Origin of the sequence: Mycobacterium sp. 1245805.9 (genome assembly GCF_001672915.1) — a bacterium.
Lineage (GTDB): Bacteria > Actinomycetota > Actinomycetes > Mycobacteriales > Mycobacteriaceae > Mycobacterium.
In genome coordinates, this window is record NZ_LZKR01000171.1 from 1 (window position 1) to 13529 (window position 13529).

A 13529-nucleotide genomic window follows, 5' to 3' on the forward strand; every position below is an offset into this window, starting at 1 on the left:
ACCGCGCGGCGGGCCGGTAGCGGGGGCAGTATTCCGGCGCGCACAGAGGCGATCCGCCCTTCAACGTCTGGCTGACGCTCGGGTCCGCGCGCCCCGACGCCGCCGCGCAAACCGCGGTCGAGACCGCGCATCGCGATCGGCATCGCGATCCTCGTGGTCGTCGTCTCCACCTATGCCCTGTCGCTGTTTGGCGTGCACCAATTGCAGGAGGCCGAGGCCCCGCTTCCGCCACTGGACCTGAGCCAGGGGGGCGGCGATGCGACCATCGTGCAGCTGCGCCTCGAGGAGCTCAAGACGGTGGCGAACCGCCTGACCGTGAACGTGCTTGTCTATCCGGGGATTTCGGCCTACGACAATCGCCTCGACGTGCTGGGTACCGATGTCGGCGTGCGCCTGTATCCGACCAGCGAGCTGGGGGACCTGCACTACCCGAAAGGCAAGGCCCCGGGGCAGCTCACCACGGCCGTCCAGGCGCACGGCGACCCGGGTAACTGGCCCTTCGACTCCTACAGCACCGAGCCGATCTCGGCCGATGCGTTCGTCGGGTCGGGCGACAACGTCAAGAAGGTACCCGCCCGGGTGGAAGTGACCGGAGAGCTGGACGGGTGGGACGCCACGGTCACCCGCCTTCACGACCCCGCCGCGCTGCCGACCCAGCGCGGCTCGGACAACGGGAACGTGGTCATCACCTTGAAACGGGCCAAGGGGCCACTGATCTTCGACCTCGGCATCTGCCTGGTGCTCATCAGCCTGCCCACCCTGGCGCTGTTGGTGGCCATCCCGATGGCGCTGGGCCGACGTAAGTTTTTGCCGCCCTTCGCAACCTGGTATGCCGCAAACCTGTTCGCCATCGTCCCGTTGCGCAACATCCTTCCCGGCGCCCCACCGCCCGGTTCCTGGATCGACCAAGCCATCGTCCAGTGGGTGCTGATCGCTCTGGTGACGGCGATGAGCCTGTACATTTTCGCCTGGGTGCGGCAAGGGGACTGACGGTCCGGCGCGCCGGCTAACCGCGTTGTGTTAAAGCTGGTAGCGCCGCGTGTTAAGAACTCGTAGCCAGGCTCGCTTCTGGGTGCCAGCAAACGGCACCGTTGCTAGTCTGCGTCGGTGTCGGTTCAACGGGACGTCGTCGTAGCGCTGCCCTCGAACGGCCACGGCGTTGCCCCGACGGCGCCTGCCGAGCCGGCCGCGCCGGAGGCGCCGGAGCGCAAGCCGCGACGACGGCACCTCGTCCTCGACATCTCGATCATCGTGGGCGTCGCCGTCGTGTACGTCCTGTCGCTGCTCGGCTATCACTGGCTGGCCACCGCGCCGGGCCCGCTTCCCGACCCGGAACTGAACACCGCCGACGGCACGGTCGTCTTGATGCGCTTCGAGCAGCTGCACACCGTGGCCAATCGCCTCGACGTGAAGGTCTTGGTGATGCCCGACGATTCGATGATCAACAAGCGCCTCAACGTCTTGAACACCGACACATCCGTGCGCATCTTTCCGCAGAACGACCTGGGAGACCTGCAGTACCCGGTGGGGAAGTTGCCGGCCCAGGTGGCCACCACCATCGAGGCGCACGGTGACCCCAGCGACTGGCCGTTCGACTCGTACAAGACCGACACCATCCAGGCCGACGTCCTCATCGGGTCCGGCGAAAACCGCGTATTGAAACCCGGCCGGGTCGAGGTGACCGGAAAGCTGGACGGCTGGGACGTCTCCGCCACCAGGGTCGCGCGTAACCCGAGTGACCCCGATCGCCCGGACAACGTCATCATCACGCTGCACCGGGCGAAGGGTCCGCTGGTGTTCGATCTCGGGATCTGCCTGGTCCTCATCACGCTGCCGACGCTGGCGCTGTTCGTCGCCATTCAGATGCTGACCGGCCGGCGGCAGTTCCTGCCGCCGTTTTCCACCTGGTATGCCGCGATGCTGTTCGCCGTCGTGCCGCTGCGGAACATCCTGCCCGGGACCCCGCCCGCGGGCTCGTGGATCGACCAGGCCGTCGTCATCTGGGTGTTGATTGCGCTGGCGACGGCGCTAGTCCTCTATATCGTCGCCTGGTACCGACATTCGAGCTGAGGCACGTGTCGTATGAGGCGCTGTCGTAGCTCGCCGCTATACTCGAACACATGTTCGAAGAAGCCGCTCGTGCCGAGGTGATCGCCCGGTTCGACGAAGAGATCGAGCGGTGTTATCCGTCGACGACGGCGGAGTCTGCCGCTTTGATCGAGGAGATTTGCTCGGCGGCGCGGGCCGAGAACCGTCAGGCGGCCGCGCAGTTGGATGCGATCGGGCGGTTGTTCGGCTACCGGCTTTCGCGGTGTTCGGACACCGAGGACTGGGCGATCGACACGATGGAGGCGGTGGCCGCCGAAGTGGGGGCGGCGTTGCGGATCAGCCAGGGGCTGGCGGCCAGCCGGCTGCGTTATGCCCGGGCGATGCGCGAGCGGCTGCCCAAGGTGGGGGAGGTGTTTCGGGCCGGCGATATCGATTATCGGACGTTTCAGACGATCGTGTATCGCACCGATCTGATCGAGGATCCCGAGGTGTTGGCCAGGGTGGATGCCCAGGTGGCGGCCAATGTGGCGCGCTGGCCGTCGATGACCCAGGGCCGGTTGGCCGCCCAGGTGGATCGGATTGTGGCCCGCGCCGATGTGGATGCGGTGCGCCGGCGCGCCAAGGCCCAGCGCGACCGGGAGATCTGGGTCGGGCCGGATCAGGACGGCACCGCCGAGATCGGCGGGGTGCTGCTGACCCCGGATGCCCACGCGGTGGACAAGCGGCTGAATGCGTTGGCGGCCACCGTGTGTGCGCACGATCCGCGCACCCGCGAGCAGCGCCGCGCTGATGCGTTGGGGGCGTTGGCGGCCGGGGCGGATCGGCTGGGCTGCCGCTGCGGGAGAACCGACTGCGCGGCGGGGAAACGCCCGGCCGCGGGCCCGGTGGTGATTCATGTGATCGCCGAGCAGGCCACCCTGGACGGGCGCGGCAGCGCGCCGGGTTCGGAGGTCAGCGCCGAGGGGCTGATCACCCCCGAGCTGCTGGCCGAGTTGGCCAAGTCGGCGAAGTTTATGCCGTTGATCCACCCGGGTGATGCGCCGCCGGAGGAGGGGTATGTGCCGTCGAGGGCGTTGGCCGATTTTGTGCGGTGTCGGGATTTGACGTGTCGCTGGCCGGGCTGTGATGCCCCGGCCATCGGCTGCGATATCGACCACACCATCCCCTACGCCCAGGGTGGGGCCACGCACGCGTCCAACCTGAAGTGTTATTGCCGCACTCATCATTTGATCAAGACGTTTTGGGGCTGGACGGACAAACAACTGGCCGACGGGACCCTGATCCTGACCTCCCCGGCCGGGCACACCTACGTCACCACCCCGGGCAGCGCGCTGCTGTTCCCGAGTTTGTGTCGCGGGGTCGGCGGCGTCTTCCCGGCCGCCGAGGCCGACCCGCCCGTCGACTATTGCGACCAACGGGCCGCGATGATGCCCAAACGCCGGCGCACCCGCGCCCAAGACCGCGCCACCCGCATCGCCACCGAACGCAAACACAACCGCGACGCCCGCCTAGCCCGAAAAGCCCAAATCCACGACTACTTCGCCCTGCCACCACCCAACCCCGACGACGAACCGCCTCCCTTCTAGGCGAATTTGGCTCTGAGCTGGTCGTCCCCTAGACTCTAGGGGTTGCCTTGGGCAGACCTCGGCCGGTAAGCGAAAGCACTATCGGCCCCGCGTGCCCTTCGGTGACAAAGACCGCGCATGTCAGGTGATTTCCTGCTGTGCAAACGTAACCAGGTCAGGAGATCGAGTGATTCAGCAGGAATCGCGGCTGAAGGTTGCCGACAACACCGGCGCCAAGGAGATCCTGTGCATCCGGGTGCTCGGCGGGTCGTCGCGACGCTACGCCGGCATCGGTGACGTCATCGTCGCCACGGTCAAGGACGCCATCCCCGGCGGCAACGTCAAGCGCGGGGACGTCGTCAAGGCCGTCGTGGTGCGCACGGTCAAGGAGCGCCGGCGTCCCGACGGCAGCTACATCAAGTTCGACGAGAACGCCGCGGTGATCATCAAGCCCGACAACGACCCGCGCGGGACGCGCATCTTCGGCCCGGTCGGGCGCGAACTTCGCGAGAAGCGATTCATGAAGATCATCTCGCTGGCCCCGGAGGTGTTGTAGATGAAGGTCCACAAGGGCGACACCGTCCTCGTCATCGCGGGCAAGGACAAGGGCGCCAAGGGCAAGGTGCTACAGGCGTACCCGGAGCGCAACCGCGTGCTGGTCGAGGGCGTCAACCGAATCAAGAAGCACACCGCGATTTCGACCAACCAGCGCGGCGCCCGCTCGGGCGGCATCGTGACGCAGGAAGCCCCCATCCACGTGTCCAACGTGATGGTGGTCGACTCGGACGGCAAGCCCACCCGCATCGGCTACCGGGTGGACGAGGAAACCGGCAAGCGCGTCCGCGTCTCCAAGCGCAATGGCAAGGACATCTAATGACCACAGCAGAGAAGGTTCAGCCGCGCCTCAAAGAGCGCTACCGCAACGAGATTCGGGATGCGTTGCACAAGCAGTTCGGCTACGGCAACGTCATGCAGATCCCGACCATCACCAAGGTGGTCGTCAACATGGGCGTCGGGGATGCGGCTCGCGACGCCAAGCTGATCAACGGTGCGGTCAACGACCTCGCGCTGATCACCGGCCAGAAGCCGGAGATCCGTAAGGCGCGAAAGTCCATCGCGCAGTTCAAGTTGCGCGAGGGCATGCCGATTGGCGCCCGGGTTACCCTGCGCGGCGACCGGATGTGGGAGTTCCTCGACCGGCTCACGTCGATCGCGCTGCCGCGTATCCGCGACTTCCGGGGCCTGTCGCCCAAGCAGTTCGACGGCGTCGGCAACTACACGTTCGGACTGGCCGAGCAGTCGGTGTTCCACGAGATCGACGTGGACAAGATCGACCGGGTCCGGGGCATGGACATCAACGTCGTCACCTCGGCGACGACCGACGACGAAGGACGAGCCCTCTTGCGGGCCCTCGGATTTCCGTTCAAGGAGAACTGACTAGATGGCTAAGAAGGCACTGGTTAACAAGGCCGCGCGCAAGCCGAAGTTCGCGGTGCGCGGCTACACCCGCTGCAGCAAGTGCGGACGTCCGCGCGCGGTGTTCCGCAAGTTCGGGCTATGCAGGATCTGCCTGCGCGAGATGGCGCACGCGGGCGAGCTGCCCGGCGTGCAGAAGAGCAGCTGGTGACGGGACATAGGACGCAACTATGACGATGACCGATCCGATCGCGGACTTCCTGACCCGTCTGCGCAACGCCAATTCGGCGTATCACGACGAGGTGACGTTGCCGCACTCCAAGATCAAGGCGAACATCGCCCAGATCCTCAAGAACGAGGGCTACATCAACGACTTCCACACCGAGGACGCTCGGGTCGGCAAGTCGCTGGTCGTCCAGCTCAAGTACGGGCCGAGCCGGGAGCGCAGCATCGCCGGCCTGCGCCGCGTGTCCAAGCCCGGATTGCGGGTGTACGCGAAATCCACCAACCTGCCGCGCGTGCTCGGCGGACTGGGCGTGGCGATCATCTCGACGTCGTCGGGTCTGCTCACCGACCGTCAGGCAGCCAGACAGGGCGTGGGCGGCGAAGTCCTCGCGTACGTGTGGTGAGGGGTTAAACATGTCGCGCATTGGTAAGCAGCCGGTTCCGGTTCCCACCGGAGTCGACGTAACGATCGACGGTCAGAACGTCTCGGTGAAGGGTCCCAAGGGCACCCTGAACCTGACCGTCGCCGAACCGATCACGGTGGCGCGCAACGACGACGGCGCGATCGTGGTCACCCGGCCTAACGACGAGCGGCGCAACCGCTCGCTGCACGGGCTGTCGCGCACGCTGGTGTCCAACCTGGTCACCGGCGTGACGGAGGGCTACACCGTCAAGATGGAGATCTTCGGTGTCGGCTACCGCGTGCAGCTCAAGGGCTCCAACCTCGAGTTCGCGCTGGGCTACAGCCACCCCGTGTTGATCGAGGCGCCCGAGGGCATCACGTTCGCGGTCCAGTCGCCGACGAAGTTCACGGTCACCGGGATCGACAAGCAGAAGGTCGGTCAGATCTCGGCGAACATCCGCCGCCTGCGCCGTCCCGACCCGTACAAGGGCAAGGGCGTGCGCTACGAGGGCGAGCAGATCCGCCGCAAGGTCGGAAAGACAGGTAAGTAGTCATGGCGCAAACAAAGACGGCCGTCCCCGCCGGAAAGCCGGTGGGGCAGAACGTATCCGCGACGAGGCGGGTCTCCCGGCTGCGCAGGCACGCGCGGCTGCGCAAGAAGCTGGCGGGCACCCCGCAGCGCCCGCGGCTGGTGGTGCACCGCTCCGCGCGGCACATTCACGTCCAACTGGTCAACGACGAGAACGGCACCACGCTGGCCGCGGCGTCGTCGATCGAGGCCGACGTGCGCGGCCTGGACGGCGACAAGAAGGCGCGTAGCGTGCGGGTGGGTCAGCTGATCGCCGAGCGCGCCAAGGCCGCCGGCATCGACACCGTGGTCTTCGACCGCGGCGGGTACACCTACGGCGGACGGATCGCGGCGCTGGCGGATGCCGCGCGCGAGAACGGATTGCAATTCTGATGACAACTGGAAGGACCGCATAATGGCGGAACAGTCGGCCGGCGGGCAGGGCCCGGACAGCCGCGACAGCCGCGACTCGCGCGGTGACGGCCGCGACGGCCGCGGCCGGCGCGGCGGGGGCGGCCGCGGCGGTCGCGATCGCGACGGCGAGAAGAGCAACTACCTCGAGCGGGTCGTCGCCATCAACCGCGTCTCCAAGGTGGTCAAGGGTGGACGGCGGTTCAGCTTCACCGCTTTGGTTATCGTCGGTGACGGCAACGGCATGGTCGGCGTCGGCTACGGCAAGGCCAAGGAGGTGCCGGCCGCGATCGCCAAGGGCGTCGAGGAAGCGCGCAAGGGCTTCTTCCGGGTCCCGCTGATCGGCGGCACCATCACGCACCCGGTGCAGGGTGAGGCCGCGGCGGGCGTCGTGCTGCTGCGTCCGGCCAGCCCGGGTACCGGCGTCATCGCCGGCGGCGCGGCCCGCGCCGTCCTGGAATGCGCTGGGGTGCACGACATCCTGGCCAAGTCGTTGGGCAGCGACAACGCGATCAACGTGGTGCACGCGACCGTGGCCGCGCTCAAGCTCCTGCAGCGTCCCGAGGAGGTGGCCGCTCGCCGCGGACTGCCGATCGAGGACGTCGCCCCGGCCGGCATGTTGAAGGCGCGCCGGGAAAGCGACGCACTGGCCAGCGCGGCGGCGGCGCGAGAGGCTCAGATTTCAGGAGCGCAACCATGAGTCAGCTCAAGATCACCCAGGTGCGCAGCACCATCGGTGCTCGCTGGAAGCAGCGCGAGAGCCTGCGGACCCTGGGCCTGCGGCGGATCCGCCACTCGGTGGTCCGTGAGGACAACGCACAGACCCGCGGCCTGATCGCGGTGGTGCGCCACCTGGTGCAGGTGGAGGAGGCCAAATGACCATCAAATTGCACGACCTGAAGCCCGCACCCGGGTCGAAGAAAGCGCGCACCCGCGTCGGTCGCGGCGAGGGCTCCAAGGGCAAGTCGGCCGGGCGCGGCACCAAGGGCACCAAGGCCCGCAAGAACGTGCCGGCGACCTTCGAGGGTGGCCAGATGCCGATTCACATGCGGCTGCCCAAGCTCAAGGGATTCCGCAACCGGTTCCGCACCGAATACGAGATCGTCAACGTCGGTGACATCAACCGGCTGTTCCCGCAGGGCGGTTCCGTCGGCGTGGACGAGCTGGTGGCCAAGGGCGCGGTTCGCCGCAACTCCCTGGTCAAGGTCCTCGGCGACGGCAAGCTGACCGTCAAGGTCGACCTGTCCGCGCACAAGTTCAGCGGCAGCGCGCGCGAGAAGATCACCGCGGCGGGCGGCTCGGTCACCGAGCTGTAGTCAGCTCAGCTGCGGAATGACCTCCGCGGCAAGGCGTTCCATCTGTTCGCGGTTCTCGGCTACGTCGGCGCCGACGGGGTTGAGGAGCAGGTACTCGGCGCCCGCGTCGATCACCTCGCGCAGCCCGCGCGCCACGTCGTCGGGTGTGCCCGACACCGGCACGTCTTCGCCGCCGGGAATGGAATCGCCGTAGATGCGGTGCAGGCCTTCGAGCACCCGCTCCCGGGCCCGCGCCGCGTCGTCGTCGACCGTCAGGTAGACCCGCTTGCCAATGGTGAAGTGCGCGGGGTCCTTTCGCTGTTCGGCGAGTTCGCGGCGCACCACGGTGACGGCCCCGGCGAACGCCTCGGTGGTCGACGAGCCCGCACCCAGAAACGAGTCACCGTGGCGCACCGCCCTGGCCAACGCCTTGGGGGCCAGCCCGCCGAACCAGATCGGCGGATGCGGCCGCTGCACCGGCTTGGGTGAAATCGGCACGTCGTCGACGTCGCGGAACCGGCCGTGAAACGTCACCCGGGGCTCGTCGGACCAGGCCGCCTTCATCAGCTGTAGGCCCTCGGTGAAATACGAGATGTACGTTGCCTTTTCGACCCCGAACGCCTCGAACCGGCGAAAGCCGCCGCCGGCCCCGACGCCGATGTCCAGCCGCCCGTGGCTCAGCCGGTCGACGGCGGTGGCGGACGAGGCGAGCTGCAGCGGATCGTGCAGCGACGTCACCAGGACGGCGACCCCGAGACGCAGCCGCTCGGTGCAGGCGGCGCAGTACGCCAGCAGCTCCAGCGGCGCCAGGAGCGGCGCCTCGCCGATGATCTGCTCGAGCACCCAGCCGCCCTCGAAGCCGAGCTCCTCGGCGCGGGCAAGGTAGCCGCGAAGTCCGGGCGCGTCGAAGCCGTCATAGTCGAATTGGGGGATCGCGATGGAAAACCTCACCCGACCACCGTACGGCGGCCGATCGGTAGGCTGCGAATATGTTCGGTTTCCTGCCCTCGGTCCCCGGTATCGACGATGTCCGCGCCCTGGCCGGCCGCGTCGACACGGCGCGCCACCACGGCGTGCCCAACGGGTGCGTCCTCGAGTTCGACCTGCGCTCGGCCCCGCCGGAGACCACCGGCTTCGACCCGGTGGCGATCATCACCGGGGGCAGCCGCCCGATGTCGCTGCGCGACACCGTCGCGGCGATCCACCGCGCCGCCGACGACCCGCGGGTCGCCGGGCTGATCGCGCGCGTGCAGCTCGCGGCGGCGCCGCCGGCCGCGGTCCAGGAACTGCGGGAGGCGATCGCGGCGTTCAGCGCCGCCAAGCCGTCGCTGGCCTGGGCCGAGACCTACCCGGGAACGCTGTCCTACTACCTGGCTTCGGCGTTCGGCGAGATCTGGATGCAGCCCTCGGGAAGCGTCGGCCTGATCGGATTCGCCAGCAATGCCATGTTCCTGCGCGACGCGCTCGACAAGGCGGGGATCGAGGCCGAATTTATCGCCAAGGGCGAATACAAATCGGCGGTAAATCTTTTGACCGAGAGCGGCTTCACCGAGCCCCACCGCGAGGCCGTCACGCGGATGCTGCAGAGCCTGCAGGAGCAGGTGTGGGGGGCGATCTCGGAGGCGCGCAAGGTCGAACCGGAGACGCTCGACGAGTTGGCCGACCGGGGCCCGCTGCTGCGCGACGACGCGGTGGACTCGGGCCTCGTCGACCGGATCGGATTCCGCGACGAGGCCTACGCGCGGATCGCGGAACTGGTTGGTGTGCAGGATGTTTCGGACGAAAACACCCCGCCGCGGCTGTACCTGGCGCGCTACGCCGGCGCGGCCCGGTCACGGCTGAGCCCGCCCGTGCCGCCGGTCCCGGGTCGCCGGCCCAAGCCGACGCTGGCCGTGGTCACCGTCGACGGCACGATCGTCACCGGGCGTGGCGGCCCGCAGTTCCTGCCGCTGGGCACGTCGACCGCCGGCGCCGACACCATCGCGGCGGGCCTACGGGAGGCGGCCGCCGACGATGCGGTGTCCGCCATCGTCTTGCGGGTGGACAGCCCCGGGGGTTCGGTCGTCGCGTCCGAGACCATCTGGCGCGAGGTGGCAAGGGCCCGCGAGCGCGGCAAGCCGGTGGTGGCCTCGATGGGTGCCGTCGCCGCGTCCGGGGGCTACTACGTGGCGATGGGCGCCGACGCGATCCTGGCCAACCCGGGCACGATCACCGGCTCGATCGGCGTGATCACCGGCAAGCTGGTGGTGCGTGATCTCAAGGACCGCCTGGGCGTCGCGTCGGACACGGTGCGCACCAACGCGAACGCCGACGCCTGGTCGGTCGACGCGCCGTTCACGCCGGAACAGCGTCGGCATCGCGAGGCCGAGGCCGACCTGCTCTACGCCGACTTCGTGGAACGGGTCGCCGAGGGCCGCAACTTGAGCCCCGACGCAGTGGAACTCGTTGCGCGGGGCCGCGTTTGGACCGGAGCCGACGCCCTGGACCGCGGCCTGGTCGACGAGCTCGGCGGCTTCCGGGCCGCGGTGCGCCGCGCCAAGGTCCTGGCCGGCCTGGACGAGGACGCCGAGGTGCGCGTCGTCAGCTATCCGGGATCGTCGCTGCTGGACCTGGTGCGCCCGCGCGCCTCGTCGCAACCGGCGGCCGCGTCGCTGCCCGACGCGCTGGGCGCGCTGCTGGGCCGGTCGATCGCCGGTATTCTCGCCAACGTCGAGCAGACGCTGGGCGGCGCCAGCGCGCTGTGGCTGGGAAACCCGCGGCTCTAGCCCGCGAGCCGGCCGCTGATGAAGATGATCTCGCCGAGCGGATCGTCCTGCTCCGGGGGCGGCACCTCGATGTCGTTGCGCCGGAACAGTTCCGTGCGCTCGACGCCGTCGGCGTCCCACCCCTTGGACCGCAGGTAGTCGACGACGTGGTTGCGTTGTCCGGTGTAGACCAGCGACGCCATGTCGACGTCGACGCCGTGCTCCCGGAATACGCCGGCCATGTCCTGCACCCGGCTGGGGTCGAAATCGATGATGCCGGGCACGAATTCGGTGGCGACGGTGCTGCCGGGCGCGCTGAGCGCGGTGATGTTGTCGAACAGCAGGTCCTGGGCCTCGGGCGGTAGGTAGATCAGCAGGCCCTCGGCCAACCACGCGGTCGGTGCCGTCGTGTCCAGCCCGGCCTCCCGCAGCGCGGCCGGCCAGTCTTGCCGCAGATCGACGGCGATCGTGCGCCGGGTTGCGGTGGGTTCGGCGCCGATGGAGGCCAGCGTGGTCGTCTTGAACTCGATCACCTGCGGCTGGTCGATCTCGTAGACCACCGTGCGGTCGGGCCACGGCAGCCGGTAGGCGCGCGAGTCCAGGCCGGACGCCAGGATGACCGCCTGGCGCACGCCGGCGCCGACGGCGTCGAGGAAGTAATCGTCGAAGTACTTGGTGCGCACCGCCATTCCGTCGGCCATCGCCTGCATGCGCGCGGGCGACGCGTTCTCGAACGCGTCGAGGTCGAGCTCGCCGTCCAGCATCTTGGTGAACAGATCAATTCCGACCGCGCGCACCAGCGGCTCGGCGAACGGGTCGTTGATCAGGCCGCGGGGATCCCTCGTCGCCATGGCGCGGCCGGCCGCGACCATCGTCGCGGTGACGCCCACGCTGGAGGCCAGGTCCCAGTTGTCGTCATGGGTGCGTGGCATAGGCCAAACCCTACTTCAAGGTCGCGGCCACGTAGCTCAAGTCGCCGAAGGCGGCCGCCATCGCCTCCTCGGGGAACTCAAACCCGTTGCTGGCGTACAACTCCCGGGCGGGACAGGCCGTCACCCGCCAGCCGTGGGTTTCCAGGTAGTCGACGACCACGCTGCGCTCGCCCCGGTAGAACAGGTCGGCCGCGTTCAGGTTGAAACCGAAGCGCTGCCAGCGCTCGGAGATGCGCTGCAACCGCTCGTCGGTGAACGCGTTCGGGTCCGGGACGTGCTCGGTGGCCAGGCGGCTGCCCGGCGCGCTGAGCGCCGTGATGTGGTCGAACAGCCGGTCCTGGGCGTCCGGCGGCAGGTAGGGCAGCAGGCCCTCCGCGCTCCACGCGGTCGGCCGCGTGACGTCAAAGCCGCCTTGCCGCAACGCGGCCGGCCAGTCGTCGCGCAGGTCGACGGCGATCGTGCGGTGCTCGGCGGTGGGGGTGGCGCCGATGTTGGCCAGCGTGTCGGTCTTGAACGCGATCACCTGGGGCTGGTCGATCTCGTAGACCACCGTGCCGGCCGGCCACGGCAACCGGTAGGCCCTGGTGTCCAGGCCGGAGGCCAGGATCACCGCCTGCCGCACACCGTCGGCGGTGGCGCCGGTGAAGAAATCGTCGAAGAACCTGGTGCGCACCGTGATCTGTTCGCGCCGGGTCTTGCGGTTGAACAGCGCGTCGTCCTCGAAATCGACCTCGCCGTCGATGATGCGGATGAACGGGTCCAGCCCGACGGCGCGGACCAGGGGATCGGCGAACGGGTCGTCGAGCAGCGGATCGGGTCCCTGCGACGCCACCGCGCGGGAGGCCGCGACCATGGTCGCCGTCGCTCCCACGCTGGACGCCGGTCCCCAGCTGTCGCCTTCGGTGCGGCCCTCAGTCATGGGTGCCGCTCACGTAGAGCACGTCGCCCATGCGGGTGTCGTCGCCCTCCAGGGGCGGAAGGCCGTTGGCCGAGAACAGCTCTCGGATGCTGACGCCTTCCAGCGCCCAGCCACGATCCCTCAGGTATGAGGCCGCCTCGTTGCGCTCCCCGAAGTAGACCAGCCCCGCCATGTCCAGCTCGAAACCGTGGGCACGCCAGCGCTCGGAAATGCGCTGCATGCGCTCCTTCAGCTTCTCCTCGTCCCCGGGCTCGCGGTTGGGCGCGCTTTCGGTGGCCAGCCGGCTGCCCGGCGCGCTGAGTTCGGTGATCGTGTCCAGCAGCCGGTCCTGCGCGTCCGGGGGCAGGTAGCCGAGCAGGCCCTCGGCGCTCCACGCGGTCGCCCGTGTCGGGTCGAACCCGGCGGCGCGCAGCGCGGCGGGCCAGTCGTCGCGCAGGTCGACGGCCACCACCCGCCGATAGGCGGTCGGGGCGGCGCCGAGCTCGGTCAGCGTGCGCGACTTGAACTCGATGACCTGGGGCTGGTCGACCTCGTAGACCACGGTCCCGGCGGGCCAGTCCAACCGGTACGCGCGGGAGTCCAGCCCGGAGGCCAGGATCACCACCTGCTTGATGCCGGCCCGCGTCGCACCCAGGAAGAACTCGTCGAAGAACTTGGTGCGCACCGCCATGTTGTCGGCCATCCGGGACATCGCCCCGCCCGACCCGTCGGCGCCGTCGTGCACGTCGTTCAGGTCGCCGGGATCCACCTCGCCGGTCGCCAGCCGGGTGAGCAGGTCCACGCCCACGGCCCGGACCAGCGGCTCGGCGAACGGGTCGTCGATCAGCGGACGATCGGCGCGGCTCGCCACGGCGCGGGCGGCGGCGACCATCGTCGCGGTCACCCCGACGCTGGAGGCCAGGTCCCAGGTGTCGCCCTCATACCTGGTGGAACTCATGTCTGCCCCTATTCGGAAGTAGTTAATCTAATATTTAGCCGATATAACAAGCTGCTACCACTGTA

At 68.7% G+C, this 13529-nt stretch carries 18 protein-coding genes and 1 pseudogene; 14 read left to right on the top strand and 5 right to left on the bottom strand.

The features are described from left to right. A pseudogene (locus tag A9X00_RS32105) lies at positions 1-112 on the bottom strand (formylglycine-generating enzyme family protein); the annotation flags it as partial. Between the two features lie 35 nt (positions 113-147). Between A9X00_RS32105 and A9X00_RS23125 the strand changes: the two are divergent. The 13 genes from A9X00_RS23125 (at position 148) to rplO (ending at position 7953) form a co-directional block, all read left to right on the top strand. After that, entirely contained in the window at positions 148-990 is an 843-nt protein-coding gene (locus A9X00_RS23125) for a DUF4436 domain-containing protein (protein ID WP_232006909.1), read from the top strand. Positions 991-1137: 147 nt separating this feature from the next. Beyond that, complete coding sequence (locus A9X00_RS23130) at positions 1138-2070, top strand: DUF4436 domain-containing protein (RefSeq protein ID WP_067158919.1); 933 nt, start codon at positions 1138-1140, stop codon at positions 2068-2070. A 50-nt stretch (positions 2071-2120) separates the two neighbouring features. Continuing rightward, positions 2121-3635, top strand: coding sequence for an HNH endonuclease signature motif containing protein (locus tag A9X00_RS23135; protein ID WP_067158791.1), 1515 nt, complete (start codon positions 2121-2123; stop codon positions 3633-3635). Between the two features lie 166 nt (positions 3636-3801). Next, a complete protein-coding gene (rplN, locus tag A9X00_RS23140) occupies positions 3802-4170 on the top strand; it encodes a 50S ribosomal protein L14 (RefSeq protein ID WP_003403649.1) in 369 nt (122 codons plus the stop codon). Continuing rightward, positions 4171-4488 carry a 50S ribosomal protein L24 gene (rplX, locus tag A9X00_RS23145; protein WP_067158792.1) on the top strand — a complete coding sequence of 106 codons (318 nt, stop codon included), beginning with the start codon at positions 4171-4173 and terminating at the stop codon, positions 4486-4488. Then, entirely contained in the window at positions 4488-5051 is a 564-nt protein-coding gene (gene rplE / locus A9X00_RS23150; protein ID WP_067158794.1) for a 50S ribosomal protein L5, read from the top strand. The genes rplX and rplE overlap by 1 nt, the downstream gene beginning before the upstream one ends. A gap of 4 nt (positions 5052-5055) precedes the next feature. Next, positions 5056-5241, top strand: a complete 186-nt coding sequence (locus tag A9X00_RS23155; protein ID WP_011739072.1) for a type Z 30S ribosomal protein S14 — start codon at positions 5056-5058, stop codon at positions 5239-5241. Positions 5242-5260: 19 nt separating this feature from the next. Then, positions 5261-5659 (top strand): 30S ribosomal protein S8, encoded by a 399-nt coding sequence (gene rpsH, locus A9X00_RS23160; RefSeq protein ID WP_067158795.1) that lies wholly within the window; start codon positions 5261-5263, stop codon positions 5657-5659. A gap of 10 nt (positions 5660-5669) precedes the next feature. Beyond that, positions 5670-6209: a 50S ribosomal protein L6 gene (gene rplF / locus A9X00_RS23165; protein ID WP_067158796.1), complete on the top strand. Its 540-nt coding sequence runs from the start codon at positions 5670-5672 to the stop codon at positions 6207-6209. A gap of 41 nt (positions 6210-6250) precedes the next feature. Further along, entirely contained in the window at positions 6251-6619 is a 369-nt protein-coding gene (gene rplR / locus A9X00_RS23170; RefSeq protein ID WP_082975459.1) for a 50S ribosomal protein L18, read from the top strand. Between the two features lie 22 nt (positions 6620-6641). Next, positions 6642-7337 (top strand): 30S ribosomal protein S5, encoded by a 696-nt coding sequence (gene rpsE / locus A9X00_RS23175; protein WP_067158798.1) that lies wholly within the window; start codon positions 6642-6644, stop codon positions 7335-7337. Beyond that, on the top strand, positions 7334-7516 hold the full coding sequence (gene rpmD, locus A9X00_RS23180; RefSeq protein ID WP_067006248.1) for a 50S ribosomal protein L30: 183 nt from the start codon (positions 7334-7336) through the stop codon (positions 7514-7516). Before rpsE ends, rpmD begins: the two co-directional genes overlap by 4 nt. Continuing rightward, positions 7513-7953: a 50S ribosomal protein L15 gene (gene rplO / locus A9X00_RS23185; RefSeq protein ID WP_067006245.1), complete on the top strand. Its 441-nt coding sequence runs from the start codon at positions 7513-7515 to the stop codon at positions 7951-7953. Before rpmD ends, rplO begins: the two co-directional genes overlap by 4 nt. On the opposite strand, the gene A9X00_RS23190 is transcribed toward rplO, so the two are convergent. Next, positions 7954-8883 (bottom strand): LLM class flavin-dependent oxidoreductase, encoded by a 930-nt coding sequence (locus A9X00_RS23190; RefSeq protein ID WP_067158799.1) that lies wholly within the window; start codon positions 8881-8883, stop codon positions 7954-7956. A 38-nt stretch (positions 8884-8921) separates the two neighbouring features. On the opposite strand from A9X00_RS23190, the gene sppA reads away from it, so the two are divergent. Further along, positions 8922-10697, top strand: coding sequence for a signal peptide peptidase SppA (gene sppA / locus A9X00_RS23195; RefSeq protein WP_067158801.1), 1776 nt, complete (start codon positions 8922-8924; stop codon positions 10695-10697). On the opposite strand, the gene A9X00_RS23200 is transcribed toward sppA, so the two are convergent. Genes A9X00_RS23200 through A9X00_RS23210 form a run of 3 tightly spaced genes read right to left on the bottom strand, consistent with a single transcriptional unit; the run spans position 10694 to position 13464 of the window. Then, a complete protein-coding gene (locus tag A9X00_RS23200) occupies positions 10694-11608 on the bottom strand; it encodes a class I SAM-dependent methyltransferase (protein ID WP_067158803.1) in 915 nt (304 codons plus the stop codon). The two genes, sppA and A9X00_RS23200, sit on opposite strands and share 4 nt — an antisense overlap. Positions 11609-11618: 10 nt before the next feature. Then, positions 11619-12527: a class I SAM-dependent methyltransferase gene (locus A9X00_RS23205; protein ID WP_067158804.1), complete on the bottom strand. Its 909-nt coding sequence runs from the start codon at positions 12525-12527 to the stop codon at positions 11619-11621. Beyond that, a complete protein-coding gene (locus A9X00_RS23210; RefSeq protein ID WP_067158806.1) occupies positions 12520-13464 on the bottom strand; it encodes a class I SAM-dependent methyltransferase in 945 nt (314 codons plus the stop codon). Before A9X00_RS23210 ends, A9X00_RS23205 begins: the two co-directional genes overlap by 8 nt. Positions 13465-13529 lie beyond the last annotated feature (65 nt).

Excerpts from the sequence above, each read along its gene's own strand:
- A9X00_RS23135 (WP_067158791.1), top strand. The coding sequence starts at position 2,121 with ATGTTCGAAGAAGCCGCTCGTGCCGAGGTGATCGCCCGGTTCGACGAA.
- rplX (WP_067158792.1), top strand. The coding sequence starts at position 4,171 with ATGAAGGTCCACAAGGGCGACACCGTCCTCGTCATCGCGGGCAAGGAC.
- rplE (WP_067158794.1), top strand. The coding sequence starts at position 4,488 with ATGACCACAGCAGAGAAGGTTCAGCCGCGCCTCAAAGAGCGCTACCGC.
- A9X00_RS23155 (WP_011739072.1), top strand. The coding sequence starts at position 5,056 with ATGGCTAAGAAGGCACTGGTTAACAAGGCCGCGCGCAAGCCGAAGTTC.
- rpsH (WP_067158795.1), top strand. The coding sequence starts at position 5,261 with ATGACGATGACCGATCCGATCGCGGACTTCCTGACCCGTCTGCGCAAC.
- rplF (WP_067158796.1), top strand. The coding sequence starts at position 5,670 with ATGTCGCGCATTGGTAAGCAGCCGGTTCCGGTTCCCACCGGAGTCGAC.
- rpsE (WP_067158798.1), top strand. The coding sequence starts at position 6,642 with ATGGCGGAACAGTCGGCCGGCGGGCAGGGCCCGGACAGCCGCGACAGC.
- rpmD (WP_067006248.1), top strand. The coding sequence starts at position 7,334 with ATGAGTCAGCTCAAGATCACCCAGGTGCGCAGCACCATCGGTGCTCGC.
- rplO (WP_067006245.1), top strand. The coding sequence starts at position 7,513 with ATGACCATCAAATTGCACGACCTGAAGCCCGCACCCGGGTCGAAGAAA.
- sppA (WP_067158801.1), top strand. The coding sequence starts at position 8,922 with ATGTTCGGTTTCCTGCCCTCGGTCCCCGGTATCGACGATGTCCGCGCC.
- A9X00_RS23200 (WP_067158803.1), bottom strand. The coding sequence starts at position 11,608 with ATGCCACGCACCCATGACGACAACTGGGACCTGGCCTCCAGCGTGGGC.
- A9X00_RS23205 (WP_067158804.1), bottom strand. The coding sequence starts at position 12,527 with ATGACTGAGGGCCGCACCGAAGGCGACAGCTGGGGACCGGCGTCCAGC.
- A9X00_RS23210 (WP_067158806.1), bottom strand. The coding sequence starts at position 13,464 with ATGAGTTCCACCAGGTATGAGGGCGACACCTGGGACCTGGCCTCCAGC.